Below are 17401 nucleotides of genomic sequence, written 5' to 3' on the forward strand. Positions count from 1 at the left end.
CTATATTTGTGAGTGACATTTAAAAGCTCAATAACAAAAGGGCTGTTTTAAGCCCTTTTGTTATTGCTATTCAGATCACCAGCGATGGATATAGTTTATTTTTAGACTCGTTTCATCATTGGTTTCTACTCTGTCAGACCAACCCTCACTGACGTCGTACCCTTTAGCTATGCTGATTTGATAAAGCTCATCAGGTGCGCTTTGATATCGTAAACGACTGAATAATGAAAACCGCTCACTTCTCGTGTTGTGCTGCAGTAATGTGTTCCAAGACCAATCGGCATTAATAGCGACATTTAAACGAATATGACTGCGGTGTACTGCATACTTATTGTTGTTCTGTTCATAGTAATAACTTCCTCGGCCAACATTCAAGTAAACATGACGATTTGGTTGATAGTATAAGTTTGCATAGTAATCGACTAGGTCGGCACTAAAATGTTCGCCATAGTTAACGGTGAAAGTAGTGTAAAACGGCCTTTGTGTGCCAGTGCTTGCAACGAATTGCCAGCTATCAAATTGATGCTCGCCTGCTTTATAGCTAATTGAATCTGAAAATGCCCAGTCTTGTACTAACTTTTCAGTTTTCCGGTTGTAAGCAATTCTGAAACTGTCACTATTTTTGGTTTGAAAACTAAGTGGTTGAAATGTTATGCGTTCGCTTAATAGTTCACCCTCTAAATCATGAGTTGCAAAACGACCTGCTACAAACATGAAAAAGTTTAGGTGCTCTGATAATACGCCTTCGCTCGGTCTAACTCTGTAGTGAGTAACATGTTCGCTATACTCAATACCTTTACGACTAACAAAGCCTAGAGATGGGTTGTAATCTTCACCAATGTGTTGATAACGAGTACGCCAATAAAAGGTATCATTTGGTAATTCTAATTGCAGGCCATAAGATGCTGTGTCATCGCCTGTTGCCATTTCATTATCTACATCGTTGTACCAAGTGTTGAATCGGATACTTTGGTCGTCAAAAATTATATCGTTATAACTATAGTCAACACCTAGGGTTGAGTCGTCATTACCTGTTGATGATCCTTGAGTATAAATGCCGCCAAATGAATGATTTTTATTGATAAGTTGTTTTGCACGAGCAACACTTAATTGCGTGGTACCACCTCCTTCATTGTTTTGTGCACTATCTTGATTCACGCTTAAAACACCGAGCTGCGTTTCGCTGATTTGGCCAGTTAATTTTGTCCCCCAATTGATATCTAATACTTCACTTTTTGGACTTAAACCGATCCGACGTGAATAAAATGGCATGCCGTTAGTTGAAAAAGGCGCGAATTGACCGAATTGGAATAGTTGAGCATCTTGTAAGAAGAAATCTCTTTGTTCATTAAAATAGCTGCTAAAGCGGGTCATGTTTACGTCTTGGGCATCAATTTCTGTTCCGCTGAAATCAGTATTAAGCGTGAGTAATCCTGTTAGATTTGGGGTGAATTTATATCCAATGTCCATGCTAGGTTCAAAGTTTGAATCATCACTTACTTTGTTTACACTTAAACCGGTTCGAACTTCAATGCCTTTACCTTGCTTTATCCCTCTAATGTTTTTGATTTCACCAACTTGGTTTGCGTTCCACGGGCTGTCTTGTGTGTTATTGAGGTTCCAATAATATTGCTGATATGGTTTTGAGCTTTTATATCTTAATTGCAGGCCCCAGCTCGGTTTTGTTTCATCAAATGAAATAGACTGCATTGGGATAGCTATTTCAATGTCCCAGCCTTTGTCTGTTTTCTTTGTTTTTGCATACCAGATGGTTTTCCATTCTTCTATGTAATTTGAACCGTCGACTAGACCATCAATTTTTACCCCCGAAGGCGTGACATGGAAAAGGTAGGCATCAGACTTGTCGTAGTTTGTGTCTAGCACTAAACCGAAATAATCTTCATTCCAAGCATTACTGCCTTGGGTTAGTAGCCTATCTGTAATGGTGTTATGAGGTTGAGTAATATGAGCCGCAACGTAAAAATACTCATCATCATATGCAACGAATGCTTTAATTGGATGGTCGGGCGCTTGACCAACTTCAGGACGGAATTCGACAAAGTCATCAATAACTAGCGCATCTTTCCACTCAGATGATGTGATAATGCCGTCGATTTCTGGTGCGCTTGTTATTTTAGGAGGACTGACACTTCTATTTTGATAGTTCGAAATATCGCTTGCATAAATAAATGGTGAACTTACTAACCCTAAAATAGCAAAGTGTTTGATGAAAGCTGATAGCTTAAATTTTGTTTGTTTGATATTGCCCATGGTTCGACTACTAAGTTGATTAAACACAGGATTCATATTGAAAGTATTCGTATAGAAAGAAGTGATAAAGCTGAGAAAAAACGTGACAAAAACGTGATTTATTTAATTTATACAGAAGCTTAGCTAATTTGGTATAGCTTTAGTAAGGTTTGAGAGCGTTTTTAAGGTGTCTTTTTTATCTGTGGGAAAGTAAATTTTTGATTTATATTAGTTAAGTCTTATAGGGTCAGTTAAATAACTTAAAAGGCTAGCAAGATTATATGAGCGATAACAACAGAGTAGGAGTACGTATCTTTACAGGTGTGGCAATAGTCATTATTGCGTTAGTTGTTCTTGTGCAACTTTTTATCACGTCTGTCTCACAACAAGAAACCCGAACAGATATAACTGAAAATTTAGAAGTAAAGGTAACTGATGTAGAAATTGAGCAGCAGCTAACACAAAACACATCGAAGCTGCCTATTGATTCGAAAGAGAATAATAAAGAAGTCACTCGAGTAAATAAGAAATTTATAGAGCAAGATCATTCTTTTACAGCACATGAGCCTCACCCTTGGGAGTTGGTTGAAGTCTCTCCTGTCCAAGAAAGGCTTTGTAAAGATATGGAATTAGCACCTTTAACTTATGAAGAAATATATGACCCCGACACTAAGCAAACAAATCGATTCTATTCTGACTATTACGATTTAAATTTTGTGATATTACATAACGGCAGGGAGTATTCTATTTCTTCAGTTTATAACGAAAGCACTGAAAAATGGATAAAAACTCAAATGCGGGGTTACCTTGACCAAGTTTATGAAACATATTCAAAATGGTTAGGTCCTGAAAAGCTTTTCAAAACAGATATAAATATTAAATTGGCCCTGAATCACACACAGTACTTTAATGCACTTGCTGAACATGGCGCTGAAGAGTCAGCAAAAGTGCAAGGTGTCTACTTACCTTGGTTACATACTGGATTTGTAAAAATCCCTCATAATGATAAAAATCAGATACTGGGCACGCGTTTACTTCAGGTTTTGGTGCATGAGTCTGTTCATGCAATTAATTTTGTTCAATTTGGTTATATGCATCGCTGGGCGCAAGAAGGGTTAGCACAATATTTTGCACATTATGTTGATCATAAAACGCCAGAATTATTTGTAGATTATGAACAATGGGCACAGCGAAGTGGACATCTAGGCGAGCCACTTAGTTTTAAAGAACTGATAGAACCAAATGGGCATTGGTTAGAAAATCGTAGTGCTTTATATGCGTCCAGCTTTGCTTATGTTCAATATTTTAGTTCTTTATCTGAGGCTGAAAATAATCTTATATCAGTGTTAAATACGGAGCTAAAACAACGTTGTTCGGTACTTAATAAAGAATGGAGTGCTTCACAGTTGGACCTAAACAACCAGCTATACACAAATATACTAAATTGGTTCGAATACACCGTTATTTATCATACAGATCGTAAGGCCGAATATGACAAGGTGAATCAAAATACTCCAGCGAATCATTAAATCTAATTTAGATAAAAAAGCCTTACCAAAATGAATTGATAAGGCTATAACTAAGTAGCTTATTTGCTCTAAGAGACAGTGTTGCAATACAACGTCAACTTAGTGGGTGAACGACAGTGTTCGCCGCTTTTATTCATCCATTCATAAAAGCCATAACAGTTTGGCTGATATTAAGTTATTTCTCAATTACAACGCCTTACACCTGTTACGTATGTAAAAGTTGCGTTCGAACATGATTATTGCAAATAAATTATTGATATAAAAACTGAGAATTATTATCATTTTACTTCTTGTGTTTTTCCTTAGGTTCTCATGCGTTTAACTTTAAACTCTCACCAAATTGAGGTCATGAGTAGAACTTTACTTGCGGTAATTGGTGGTTCTGCTTTTTCAATATTCTTATCTTTATGTATTTCTTTCTTACTTCCAATTGAAAAAATGCATGCCGTTGCTTGGTCAACAATGCTGGTTTTCATTGTTTTTCCTGTAGTGGTTATGTGGTCATTTAGTGTGAATAATTTAAAAAAGGCGGTGAGTCTTCTGTCTATCTCAATTCTTTTTCTAGCAGCTGCTAGCTGGCTTCTTTCAATTTTAGGTGAAAGAATATGAAGAGCGCATTCAGACAATCAATGGCATGGTTGCATACTTGGGTTGGGCTTTTATTAAGTTGGGTGCTGTTTTTTATCTTTCTGACTGGCACCGTCGGTTATTTTGACGATGAACTCGACGATTGGATGACACCAGAAACACCTACATTTTCTGCAACTGTTAATGAATCAATGCCAGTGCTTGAACAGTTTTTATCGACTAAGGGCGCTGATTTAAAAAACTATTCAGTCAGCTTTCCTGTTGATAGAACGCAGCCGTTCTTAACGATTTCTTACCGTGATGCAGATAACAAGCGCCAGCGCGTAAAGTTAAACCCCTATACTGGTGAGGAGTTAACCCCACGTGCGACGGCTGGTGGCCAAACACTGTATAGAATGCATTATCGACTTAGATATATTCCCACAAAAATCGCCTACTATATTGTCGGTGTTGCGACTATGTTTATGTTCTTGGCTTTGATTACTGGCGTAGTGATCCACAAGAAAATCTTCAAAGAAATCTTCACTTTTAGACCTGGTAAAAAGCCAACTGCATGGTTAGATGGACATAATTTAATGAGTGTTATGTCTTTACCTTTTCACTTCATGATCACTTTTACGGGTTTTTTACTGCTCCTATATACTCTGATGCCACTCATAATGAACGCGCATTATGGTGATGGAAAAGAGGGTAGAGATGCATTTTTTAAAGAGTATTTCAGTCGTACAAGTGTTAAAGCGTCAGGTATCAGTGAGCCATCGTTAGAGTTACAAACTTTATTAGAGCGAGCAGGTAAAGAGATGGCAGGTAAGCCTATTGCTTGGTTTTCTATTTCGAATTCAGGTGATAAAAATGCCATTTTTGAAGCTGGCAGTATTCACGAAAACTTAAGTGACAGCCGTGATAAATGGGTATTTGATGCAAATAACGGTGAACTAATCAAAGCGCAAATAGGTCACGAATCTTCAAAGTCGTTCTACTATGTACTGCGTTCTCTACATGAAGGTTTGTTTGCGTCAACGTCTTTAAGGTGGCTTTACTTTTTAACAGGTTTGTTGGGTACTGGCATGATTGCATCAGGTATGGTGTTATGGACAGTTAAGAGAAGAGCCAAAGCGATAAAAAGTGGCGGTGGTAGTTTTGGTTATCGCTTTACAGAAGGCCTTAATTTAGCTTGTTTGTTAGGTTTACCTGCAGGTATTGCTATGTATTTGATTGCTAATAGGGTACTGCCAGTCGAGCTATCTGAACGTGCTTTGTGGGAAGTTAACTTGCTATTTATTACTTTCTCAATGTTTATTTTAGTTGCTGTTGCAAAGGCAACTGCCAAAAAAGCGGATAGCGCTTGGGTAAGCTTAACTTTCTTGACAGGCTTTTTATACGCCTTAGTGCCAGTAGTGAATGCTATAACCACAGATAACAACTTATTGTTTAGTTTACTCAATCAAAACTGGGTGTTTGCAGGGGTAGATGTGGTTTGCATTGCCGTTGCAATGGCTTGTTTTGTTTTGGGTAACTATCTAAATAAAATATTCAATGTAAAAGTTAAGCAACAAAAACACTCGATAGACCCTGATTTTAAAAGAGGTCATGTATCATGATTGTATTTTTATCAATGCTAATGATGTTTCATTCGTTGCTTTTCTTATTGCTTGCAATGCCTAAGTACAACAAACAGCTCTCTAATTTTCCTAAAAGAAACAATAAACTTGAATCTAGTTTTAGACATGTTGGCTACGCATTGCTGGCTATGTGTATTGCGCTATTAATCTTTGATAACGGAGTCGGTGTTGGTATAGCTTGGGTGTGTGGTCTACTCACATTTATAGGAAGTATCGTGAGTGTGATGTTTGCATTTAATCAGACAAATACTGCGGCTAGTTTGTTATGGCTTCCTAAGAAGCTTTTTGGTGTGATTTCATTTAGTACGGCATATTTGTATTTAGTCGTTTATACAGTTTTGATTGCCAGCTTTGGCGCCTTCTTTTTGAATGCTAACTCTTAAATTCAAGTTAAGTTATTAATAATTTCTTGGAGGGATAGCTAAGAAGTTATTAATAACACACTCAATTTAACATAATCACCCTTCTGGAACTCCTGAATTTATATAGGCCCACTTGTCGATAAAGAATAATTCATTTACATAGATTTGCTTTTGAGTGTATCAAAGTATGAATAACTGATTGATATGCAATATTTTAAATTTATAATAATGCTGCTTAGTTAAAAAGGTGGTGTGATTTTGTTAGATGCTAATATTACTCAGGTTAAATTTGCAGATTGGTTGCTTTTAACAAGAAGTTGTAGCTTGGTGAGTGGTGGAACTACACAAGAGCTTACACCACTCAACTATAAAATCCTTTCATACTTTATTCTCAATCCTAACCGTATTGTTTCTCGTGATGAGTTTATCAGTAGTGTTTGGGAAAACCACTACGTAGATGATAATGCAATTAATAAAGCTATTTCTGACTTAAGAAGAATCCTCAAATCTTCAGATAGTGCGCAAATTTTAATTAAAACTCATTACAAAAAAGGTTATAGCTTTGTATGTGATGTGGAGCTGATTTTAGATACAAAACTTTTAAGTTCTGACTCTGCACAGCATGACCTTTCAGAATACAGTTATGAAAATGAAAAGTTTGATGTTACTCCGCACTTATATGCATCTAGAAAATTAGAAAAAAGTTCAATATCAGCCCATTTAAAGCAAATTTTGTATTTCAAAATTACTATTTTAATATCAATCATGGTTGTTTCTCTCTTTTTCATAGGCTATTGGTTTTTGCAACAACCAGAGAGTTTGAGGTTAGAGTCAAAGAAATTATCTATCTCAGAAGATGGTATTTATGCATCATTAAATTTATCCCCTTCTAGTGAAAAATTAGCCGTTACTAAAGAAAATATAAAAACAGGGATTGATGAAATATTTCTAATAGATCTTGAGACTCATAAGAACACGAAAATTATTTCGGAGCAGTTTGATAGTTATCCTATAGGCTGGGCTTCTAATAGTAACAGTATCTATTATCAAATTATAAATAACGATAAAAAAGTATGTGAAGTTTGGCGTGCAGATTTCAAAATTAATAATGAAGTTGATTCAAAAGAAAAGGTGCTTGAGTGTGATTCTCAATACATTTTAAGTATGGTTTCAGACGATCAACATAACCGAATGGTGTATACGAAATTCGGCTATAGAAATGTACCTAGTTTATCTGCTTTGGTTGCCAGAGATTTAAGCACTGGTGAGGAGTTTCAAGTTACCTCTCCAAATATTGATTCTTTCGGAGATCGATTTGTTTCATTATCACCCAACAAAGAAAAAATTGCGTTTGTAAGGATGCAAACTGGATATAGCCAAATCTACATAGCAAAACTTGACGGAAGTATGCAAAGTAAGATTTACGAATCTAATGTAAGAATTAATAGAGTAGAGTGGGGCGAAGATTCAGAAGAACTTTTTTGGTATGTTCCAAGTTCACAGTCTTTATTCACATTTGATATTAAGACTGTTTCTCTTCAAGAAAAGTCAGTTTCATCAAAGCGTTTTAGTAACATGATTACAAGCCAAGATGTTTTTTTAGCAACTACTCGTACCGCAGACGCCGATATTTACACTTTTAATACTTTAAATAACGAACTAAAACAGATTACTGACACAAGAATGTATGAATTTGGGCCTGTTATTGATGGAAATATTTTCTATTTTTTCAGAGAAGATGAAGAGCTTACGTTGAACTATTACCTCGACAATGAGCTAAAGCGTTTACCCAGCTCATTGGATATAAATACTGTTTCTAGTAGCGATTTTAATAAAAGCGAAAGAACACTTGCTTTATCACATGGCAATCGAGTTATTTTATACAAACCTTATGAAAATAGAACGGTGGATAAATTTGTATTTGAAAAACAAGTTGTGCACGTTAGTTGGTTTAATGACTCGAGACTTTTACTGATTTTCGAAGGAGAGCAAAGTGAACAGCATATTTGGATGTATGATTTAGATTCAGAAGAACTTCAAAAGATAATACACAGTGATGCCTATCAGGTTGCTCAGGCGTACTCTAATAAAATTATTTATCAAGATTTTTACACGAATCTTCACTTGTTTGACCCAACAGAAGGGACCTCTAAACTATTACTATCTGTTCCAAACAATCCATATATTAAATGGTGCTATCTTGATGAACACATCTACTATTCGACAGGGAAAAATTTAATAAAGTACTCTCTGGAGACACAAAAAGAGACATCTCTGTTTGGTAAAAACTTAGAAAGTGAAAAGTTTATTTTAGATTTTTCTGTTGATAAAAATGAGAGCGTAGAAAAATTTATCCTTCAAATTCATACTTTAAAAAGTAATGAGGTTGTTTTACTTGAAGCATTTTAATTGTTACTAAAAAGTGAGTTTACTCTATCAGGTATTTGTAATTAATCACTCATGACTATATTCATAAACGCTCGCTATTATTGAGTTGTCTTTCAGAGCATCTCGGTTCTACAACCAGATGCATGAAAGTTCATAACGTGATTTGTTTTTCAATTTATAACAATAACGAGGTGAGCTGTGTTCTTATCTTTAAATAAAAAGAAACTTAAAGAGCTCTCTAGTAATAAGCTCTCGCATTCACAAACAATTTATATCGCTGGTGCGACCGGGACTGATGATCCTTCATTGCCTTCTAAGACTACAGGGTTCAAGTGTGTCGTTGAGGGTTTACCAGGAAAGTTTTCAAAAAAAGTTGAATCTTAATTTATTATTATTTGTTAACACAAATTTTAGCCTAAACATTTCAGTTATGGTTAAAGTAATCAAGGAAAGGTTGAAGTAATCAAGGAAAGGTTGAAGTAATCAAGGAAAGGTTGAAGTAATCAAGGAAAGGTTGAAGTAATCAAGGAAAGGTTGAAGTAATCAAGGAATGGTTGAAGTAATCAAGGAATGGTTGAAGTAATCAAGGAAAGGTTGAAGTAATCAAGGAATGGTTAAGGTAATCAAGGAATGGTTAAGGTAATCAAGGAATGGTTAAGGTAATCAAGGAAAGGTTAGTGTAATCAAGGAAAGGTTAGTGTAATCAAGGAAAGGTTAGTGTAATCAAGGAAAGGTTAGTGTAATCAAGGAAAGGTTAGTGTAATCAAGGAAAGGTTAGTGTAATCAAGGAATGGTTAAGGTAATCAAGGAAAGGTTAGTGTAATCAAGGAAAGGTTAGTGTAATCAAGGAAAGGTTAGTGCAATCAAGGAAAGGTTAAGGTAATCAAGGAGTGGTTGAATTAATCAAGGAATGGTCACTATTCGCAAATCGCAAGGAGGGTAAGTGCGAGTTATTTAAAGGATTGACCAAGGAGAAATAAACAGCAAGGACGCATGATGTTTGTTTGATAATTCAATTGAAGTTTGCATTGATAAATTAATAAATATTGTTGTGCTTAATAAAATACTAATTTACAAACAGTAAGTGCATTACCTACACAATAAATAGTGCCAACTTTATAACTATATTAAAAGTTAATCCGTGCCAGTCCTATGATTGGCATTTTTCATTTCTGATTTATTTTCTTTTAAACTCTCACTATTTTTATTTTGTCATTAGACATACAATCTAGAAAAATTTTAGTTCTGTTTCTTGCATTAAAATTGCATATCAATTTTAGGCTGTACTTTGATTTTGAGGTTACCATTGTTCTATTTAAATATAATCTGCCTTTTTATGATCATTGCGTTATTTGGGTGCAGTAAAGAAGTGGTGTTAAACCAGGGGATGCTCACTGACTTGAGTGAACAGCAACTGATTAGCGCTCAATTTTCGAAGAAAGGTAAACTTTTAATGATGTTGGGTTTTGATGGTCAAGTAACTGTTTTTAATGCAGATAATTTTTCAGTTGAGTTTAAAGTTTCAAAAAAAGATCAACTTGATGGAGCGAAATTAGCAATTATGTCAACTGATGGTTCTACGCTGTTAGTTGCCAATGATAATGAAGTAGCAATTTGGTCAGTTGTAGGAAAAGGTCTAATTGGAAAAACTAACTTTTCAGGGCTGCAACCATTTGCCACAATATCATCCATTGCAATTTCGAATGACAACGATAAGTTAATTATTGGTATGTCAGATGGAGCCATTAATATGGCGACTATCTCAACAAGGTTAAATAATCGCTTTAAGCCACACAGCAGGCCAGTTTCCCATTTATTATTCGTCGACAATGAACACTATTGGTCAGCATCGCAAGATGGATCGCTTTCATATAGAGTATTTGCATCACCTGAGCCAATTTCTGAACAGGAGTTTTCTCACAGGATAACTACCTTGACTATTGATGAACAAAAACAGCGTTTGTTTGTTTCTGATGCTTTAAAAACTCAATTAATTAGGTCTGATTTAAACAGCGATGAGTATATAAAGCTTCAATATATGGCGCGTTTTATGGTTTTTAGACAGGCCCATTTTATTAATTATGCTAATTTGCTTGCTACCTCATCTTCAAAAAACCATCTTACTATATGGGATACGATAACAGGGGAAGAACTGGGTACTTGGCTAAGTCATGTGCAGACACCTACAGCGACGATTTTGGCTATGTATAGTAATGATAGAGGTGAGCTCCTTACCGTTAACTCAGATGCAATGGTTGAGAAATGGGATCTAACTCAGTTAAATACACTTTGAAGTGAGGTCAAATGTTAAAATCCTTGAGTTTAGTATTTGTAATGCTCCTACTTTTTGGGTGTGAAGAGCAGAACCAATTTTCAATAGAGCAGCTTGACGAGTATCGTTATAGTCAGGATTTAGTTTATTTAGCGCAATTCTCAAGTGATTCTGAGCAGCTATTGGTCGTTGATGAAAAGAGGCTTGTCTCCATTTGGCAGCTAAGTACTAAGAAAAAGGTGTTTACATTGCCGCCTTCAAAGACGCCTGAGGATCTCAGAGCTGTTTATTTTAAAAAATCAGAAAACCTCTTGCTACTTAGCGGTCAAAATTACATTGATTTCTGGGACATAAAGTTAAAGTCAAAGATTGGCAGTTTAAAGGTCTTTAGCGATGAACCGCTAGCAAAAATATCTTCGATCAATGTTTCACAATATGCTGGTGTAATTGCTGTTGGTATGACAGATGGGACTGTATTTCTATACAACCGAGCCAGTAATTCATCTGTCAAAAAAATAATTCATGATGGTACTGTAAATCATATTCATTTTTTATCAGCAGACAGATATTTGTTAACAAGCGGAACAGACGGGCAAGTAATCAAGTCTGCGGTGAGTAATTTAGAAGAAACATACTCTAAACAGTTAAAAAACCGCGTAAGCACTCTTGTAATTGATGAATCTAGTAATAAATCATTTGTTTCTGATGTATTAGATAAACAAATGTTCTTTATGTTGGATAATGGTAAGTCAATTTCTGAGATAAATTACACAGCAAGATTCCGTTGGTTTAGACTTGGGGAGTTTTATGGAGAAGGTGAATTTTTAATAACGACAACCCCTAAAACAGACATTTCTTTATGGGATGTTAGCTCAGGAAATGAGTTGTTTACATGGAATAGTAAAACTTTATCCCTTGGCAGCACCAATTTAGACCTTATGGTTAATAAAAATAAAATTTTAACTTTTACAAGTGAGGGGGTTTATCAAGTTTGGGACTTAACAAAGGAGTAATGTGACTATTCAAATTAGTTTTTTAGTTCTAGAATAAAAGTGTGGCATCTAGTCTTTAATATAGAGAAGGCAAATAGGTTGAAGGATAAACATGTCAATTAGAATCGCATTATTTATAATGGCCGCTCTTACTTTTTCATCAACGGCCTTCCAATCTAATCTATCCCATGAGCAATGTGCTCGGTTTTATAAAGAATACCAAAGCGTTACTGTTGAAATGAATTCTGCGAATGGCGTTTCGTTGCAGTCTTTGAGTAATCGTTATGGCCGCTTGCAAGAGAGACTAGAAGCTTTTTGTCAACACACAGAGTTTTCAACTAAAACCAAAGCCCAAGTAAATGAGCCTCTTCATTCAGAGTCAGTTACAGAAGCACAGCGGTTATATTCAGATGACATCAAACAGCAAGCATGGAGTGAATTTTATACAGCGCCAACTTACTGTCTCTCTAAACCATTAAGTTCTGTAAATAAACTTCGATGCAATAACGAATTAAATCGATTTAAAGAGTTGTTCGAACAGCAATGGCGTCAAAATAGAATAAACAAACCTACAGAATCGAATACAAAAAGTACGATTGAAACGCTTGAAGAAAAAAAGTTAAACACAGAAGTAGAGCCTAAAAGTTCGGTAGAGAGCACGCCTACAGAAGTTCAGGCAGTCAAAGGGAATGTAAGCATTGGCAATAAAATATCTAATAATGATTTAGTTATGAATCAAAACTTTCAAACACCTACAACAGGACTTGATACACTTTTTATATATATTGATGATTACTTATATTTTATAGCGGTGTTAATAACGGCTTTAATCTTAATTAAGTATCTTAGACCAGTCGCCAAAAAACTGTTTACCAGACACTTTAATTACGTTGCGATAAACAAATACCTTTCTAAACATTTATCAGTTGATGATTACACGTTGTACAGCAAAATTAGTCTACCAATACCAAGTGGTATGGCTGACATTGATGAGCTGGTTTTATCTCCTTATGGTGTATTTGTAATAAGTTGCCAGCCACAAACAGGCCGAATTTATGCTGATACAACATCAGAAGTATGGTCAGAACAAATTGGGAAAAATAGAAATAATTTTCCAAGCCCGAGTAGGCAATTGCCAATGAAACTTGCAGGTGTAAAGCAGCTTTTTGGTATTGAAGAACATATTCACGGGTTAATTGTATTCGACCAAGAAGCGGACTTTCGAACAAATATGCCAAAGAACGTCTTTCAAACAGGCCAATTACTTTCGAGAATTCAAAGCTACGAAGACAAAATATTTACACAAGAACAAATATCTCATTTTGTACTGTTATTAAGCGAATATAAATCGAGTAACCCATTCAAAGATTTGTTCAGTAAATTAGGTGAAAAAAAGTCACAAAATTCTGGATGGGAAAATTAGCAGTAAAACGGGCACTTATATTTTTGTGCACAAGGGGAGGATTTTAAGTTACAATTGCGACTGTATATCATTCCTCTTTGTTCAGGTACTCGTTTCTTAAATGACTGACATCACTACTCATCAGGCTTCCAGAAGACGTCTTTTAATCGCTCTGTCTATAACCTGTACTTTCATGTTGATTCAATTGGCTGGTGCGTATTATTCAAATTCACTTGCTGTTTTGGCTGATGCTGGCCACTTATTTGTTCACAATAGTTCTCTTTTTATTGCTCTTATTGCTTCTTCAATTGCTGTACATTTAGCTAAAAATTACAGTGACGGTTATAAAAAGGCCGAATTTACAGGCGGTCTTATTAACGGCATGCTCTATTTAACGATCTCGGTTGTAATTCTTTATGAAGGGAGTGAAAGGCTTACTCATCATCATGATGGAAATGGTGAAGTTGTAAATACATACATAATGTCCGTGGTTGCAGCTTTGGGCTTTCTATTTCATGGTTTATCGGCCTGGGTACTGTATAAAGGCCGCAAAGAAAGTATTAATGTGTATGCTGTTTTCCTTCATTCATTTTTTGATTTGTTGTCAACTGTCTCAACGTTCGTTGCAAGTATTTTAATTTATCTTACGGGTTTCCAAATAATCGATATTATCTCCAGTATGTTGATTTCATTCTTTGTAATGTTTACCGGTTTCAAAGTCGTAAGAGCTTGTTTGAAGGGGCTTCTGTCCAAAGAAACGCAATTACCTAGCCCAGAACAAGTTGAGGTTAAAATACTGACAACAGATCACGTTGAAAGTGTCCATAGTGTCACTGTGACTCGTGTTGATAATGAATTAGCGGTAGGCGCGCATATTGTATTAAAGCACCATTGCACAATTGATTCGCATGATCAGTCTTGTAGAGAACAGGTTGAAAATGTTCTAAATAATACTTTTGGTGTATCTCAATGTGTGCTTCAAGTTGAAAGTCACAACTGTTCTGAACATTAACTTAATGAGTACTTGGCACTGAGTGATTTTTACTTTACTTTATGGATATATAGAATAAACAAGCTCTAGTTTGCTTTGAATAAAAATATTACATCTATAATACTCGCAATCTTTTTAGGAGTGTTAGGTGGCTCAATAAATCTTTTACCTTTGTGGTTCTTGGATAATTCTGAGTTCTTATTTGGGCAAGCTTTTGTACTTGGTGCATTAGTAACGCTAGGTTTTAGGCATAGCGTACTGGTGCTCGCTATTGTTACAGCATTTATTTTTTACCGGTGGGGGCATTCATGGCCAACCATTGTATTTCTATTGGAGATAATCTGGCTTAACCAATTGGCAATATCGAAAGGGAAAATGGTATTTTTCCGAGGCATATTGTTCTGGCTTATATGCGGATTACCCTTACTCTATTTCCTTGGTCATGTTCAGTTAAAGCTTCCGGACCTAGTTGTATTCACAGCACTTTCTAAGTATTTACTTAATGCAATTGTATGTTTAGCTATTGTTGATTTAGCCAGCCTGTTTGTAAACAAATCTAAATGGCAATACATGCCGCTTTATTCGATTCTTAATCGTACAGTTAACTTATTGGTACTGCTAATAATTGTAACGACCTCTGTGGTGTTAACGAATAATCATTATAGTAGGGTTGAATCAGAAGTGAAGTCGAAGTTATCAGACTCGGCGCAAAATATTAATAAGCAAATTGATGATTATCTGCAAAGCTATCTTCGAGCTGTTCGCATAAGTGGTCACAGTATTTCACAAGGTGTAGATATCAATTTGATTCTAGAACAGTTAGTGGAAATGCACGATGGGTTCAGAACAAGTATCTACATTTCTCCACAAGCGGAAGTAGTAAACTTTTATCCCCAATTGTTGGGAGACAGTTTTGTTGGAGATTTTCCAAGTGTTGCAGATAGAGAGTACTTTATTGAAGCCCCTAGCCACCCAAAAGGGTATATCTCAAGTGTTTTTAAAGGTCGAGGTTTTGGTAATGAACCGATTGTCGCTTTATCTGTGCCTGTTTATGAGTTCGATGCTTTAGTAGGTGTTCTTGAAGCTTCACTTAAATTTGAGTCTTTTGAACAATTTATACCAACTTTGCTGTCCCATCACGGTGAGTTACTGATTTTAGACGCTAAGCAACAAGTTGTATACAGCTCATTAGGAAGTGAATTTAGCACTTTAGATATTATCGATTCAGAAAAGTACGCAATTTTAGCCAATTCTCAGCAGGATATTTTTACCGATAAAGAGGGTACAGTTTATTATCAGAAGGTATTCAAGTCCGATAAATTAGGGTGGACTGTAGTGACTCTGCTAGATAGAGCACATGTTAATCTAACCGCCATTAATTCATTGCTAACGCCTTTGTTTCTTACAATCATAATTATCATTATTTGTCGCTTTCTAATCGGTATTTTAACTAAGCAATTAGTCACTCCTATCACTGTACTAAGTAATGAGATAAACAAGTTTGACCCAAGCAAACAAAATTATGAGGGCTATGATAAAAAAGATGACTTTTTGGAAGTTCAAACGTTACACCAACAATTCTATCAATTAACGAAAAAACTCACGTTCAGTTTTACCAAACTCGAGATGGCGAACACAGAGAATCAGCAACTAAATGAGCGGCTTACTGAGTTTAATCTTAAATTAGAACAACAAGTTGATGAAAAAACAAAAAAACTCACAGAAGCAGTTGCTGATGCTAAAAATGCAAGTAAAGCTAAAAGCCAGTTTTTGGCGAATATGAGTCATGAAATAAGAACCCCATTAAATGGAATTATTGGCCTGACAGAGTTACTCATTAATGAATATGACGACGGTGCTGAAGAAGCAAATCAACTGGAAATAATTCAAAGCTCGGCTAAAAACTTGTTGCTAATTTTGAACGACATTTTAGATTACTCCAAAATAGAAGCTGGCGCATTGAAATTAGACATCAGAGTGATTAATTCGCGTAAATTATTCGATGAGATTGCCTCGATATACCATTCTTCAATTACTAAGAAAAAGGTTAACTTTCATTATTATGCATCTCCTGAACTGCCAGAATATCTCGAGTTAGACTCATTGCGTGTTACTCAGATAACTAATAATTTGTTAAGCAATGCCATGAAGTTTACAGAAGAAGGTGAGGTAAACTTATCAGTAGAATATAGAGATAATGCGTTAATTATTTTCGTTAAAGACACGGGTATTGGAATTTCTGAACAACAGCAACAACATTTATTTAGTGAGTTCACACAAGCAGATGTCTCAACTACTAGAAAATATGGTGGCACAGGTCTAGGGTTAACGATTTGCAAACGTTTAGCAGAGCAAATGGGTGGTCAAATTGAATTAACTAGCACAGAGTTTGAAGGAAGCATCTTTACGGTTAGGATCCCTTCAAATGTATCTGCTCCTGAAAATGAGGTAAAAGAAGAGGCCTCTCTATCAGACTTGAATGGTCTTGATGTACTTTTAGTAGAAGATAATTTGGTTAATCAGATAGTCGCAACAAAGATGTTAGCTAAATTTAATTGCCAAGTCTTTACGGCGGGTAATGGTGAAGAAGCCTTGCAAAGACTATCAACAAAGCGATTTTCTTTGGTTTTTATGGACTGTCAGATGCCTGTTTTAGATGGCCTAGATTGCACATCAAGAATAAGAGACAAAGCAAATAAATACGGCGACCCTTACATAATAGCCATAACGGCTAATGCTTACAGTGAAGATAGAAAACGTTGTTTAGAAGTTGGTATGAATGATTTTGTAGCTAAGCCAATAGAATTTGAATCGCTTAATAAAGCCATTGCAAAATATATTTCTCATACGTAACCATTTTCAATCCACATAGACACTCAATCGTAACCACTAATAATATCTTTGATGAATTATAAATAGAAACCAAGTTCAGTTAACGTGAATACAATTTTAGTAGCAATGAGAATTCAAGCTGGATCTTTATATGTGACTTTTGCTAATAGCAA

The 17401-nt window shown here is 35.5% G+C and carries 11 protein-coding genes; 10 read left to right on the forward strand and 1 reads right to left on the reverse strand.

Going from position 1 to position 17401, the window contains the following annotated elements; genetic code table 11:
- Positions 1-75: 75 nt before the first annotated feature.
- The gene (locus PP2015_RS20760; RefSeq protein ID WP_058032391.1) at positions 76-2271 is read right to left on the reverse strand and encodes a carbohydrate binding family 9 domain-containing protein; all 2196 of its coding nucleotides are present in this window, start codon (positions 2269-2271) and stop codon (positions 76-78) included.
- Between the two features lie 260 nt (positions 2272-2531).
- Between PP2015_RS20760 and PP2015_RS20765 the strand changes: the two genes are divergently transcribed.
- The 10 genes from PP2015_RS20765 to PP2015_RS20815 all read left to right on the forward strand — a co-directional run bounded on the left by PP2015_RS20765 (position 2532) and on the right by PP2015_RS20815 (position 17249).
- The gene (locus tag PP2015_RS20765) at positions 2532-3779 is read left to right on the forward strand and encodes a hypothetical protein (RefSeq protein WP_058032392.1); all 1248 of its coding nucleotides are present in this window, start codon (positions 2532-2534) and stop codon (positions 3777-3779) included.
- Between the two features lie 312 nt (positions 3780-4091).
- Entirely contained in the window at positions 4092-4388 is a 297-nt protein-coding gene (locus PP2015_RS20770) for a hypothetical protein (RefSeq protein WP_058032393.1), read from the forward strand.
- Positions 4385-5968, forward strand: a complete 1584-nt coding sequence (locus tag PP2015_RS20775) for a PepSY-associated TM helix domain-containing protein (RefSeq protein WP_058032394.1) — start codon at positions 4385-4387, stop codon at positions 5966-5968. The genes PP2015_RS20770 and PP2015_RS20775 overlap by 4 nt, the downstream gene beginning before the upstream one ends.
- Positions 5965-6372, forward strand: coding sequence for a DUF3325 family protein (locus PP2015_RS20780; protein ID WP_058032395.1), 408 nt, complete (start codon positions 5965-5967; stop codon positions 6370-6372). The genes PP2015_RS20775 and PP2015_RS20780 overlap by 4 nt, the downstream gene beginning before the upstream one ends.
- Positions 6373-6609: 237 nt before the next feature.
- The gene (locus tag PP2015_RS20785) at positions 6610-8760 is read left to right on the forward strand and encodes a winged helix-turn-helix domain-containing protein (RefSeq protein ID WP_058032396.1); all 2151 of its coding nucleotides are present in this window, start codon (positions 6610-6612) and stop codon (positions 8758-8760) included.
- A gap of 1315 nt (positions 8761-10075) precedes the next feature.
- Positions 10076-11032 (forward strand): WD40 repeat domain-containing protein, encoded by a 957-nt coding sequence (locus tag PP2015_RS20795; protein ID WP_058032398.1) that lies wholly within the window; start codon positions 10076-10078, stop codon positions 11030-11032.
- 11 nt (positions 11033-11043) lie between these two features.
- Entirely contained in the window at positions 11044-12024 is a 981-nt protein-coding gene (locus PP2015_RS20800; protein ID WP_058032399.1) for a WD40 repeat domain-containing protein, read from the forward strand.
- Between the two features lie 91 nt (positions 12025-12115).
- The gene (locus PP2015_RS20805; protein WP_058032400.1) at positions 12116-13426 is read left to right on the forward strand and encodes a nuclease-related domain-containing protein; all 1311 of its coding nucleotides are present in this window, start codon (positions 12116-12118) and stop codon (positions 13424-13426) included.
- A 100-nt stretch (positions 13427-13526) separates the two neighbouring features.
- Positions 13527-14417: a cation diffusion facilitator family transporter gene (locus PP2015_RS20810; protein WP_058032401.1), complete on the forward strand. Its 891-nt coding sequence runs from the start codon at positions 13527-13529 to the stop codon at positions 14415-14417.
- Positions 14418-14576: 159 nt separating this feature from the next.
- Positions 14577-17249 carry a hybrid sensor histidine kinase/response regulator gene (locus PP2015_RS20815; RefSeq protein ID WP_058032402.1) on the forward strand — a complete coding sequence of 891 codons (2673 nt, stop codon included), beginning with the start codon at positions 14577-14579 and terminating at the stop codon, positions 17247-17249.
- Positions 17250-17401: the final 152 nt, after the last annotated feature.

The sequence above is a fragment of the Pseudoalteromonas phenolica genome, from assembly GCF_001444405.1.
In the GTDB taxonomy this organism is placed as follows: Bacteria; Pseudomonadota; Gammaproteobacteria; order Enterobacterales; family Alteromonadaceae; genus Pseudoalteromonas; species Pseudoalteromonas phenolica.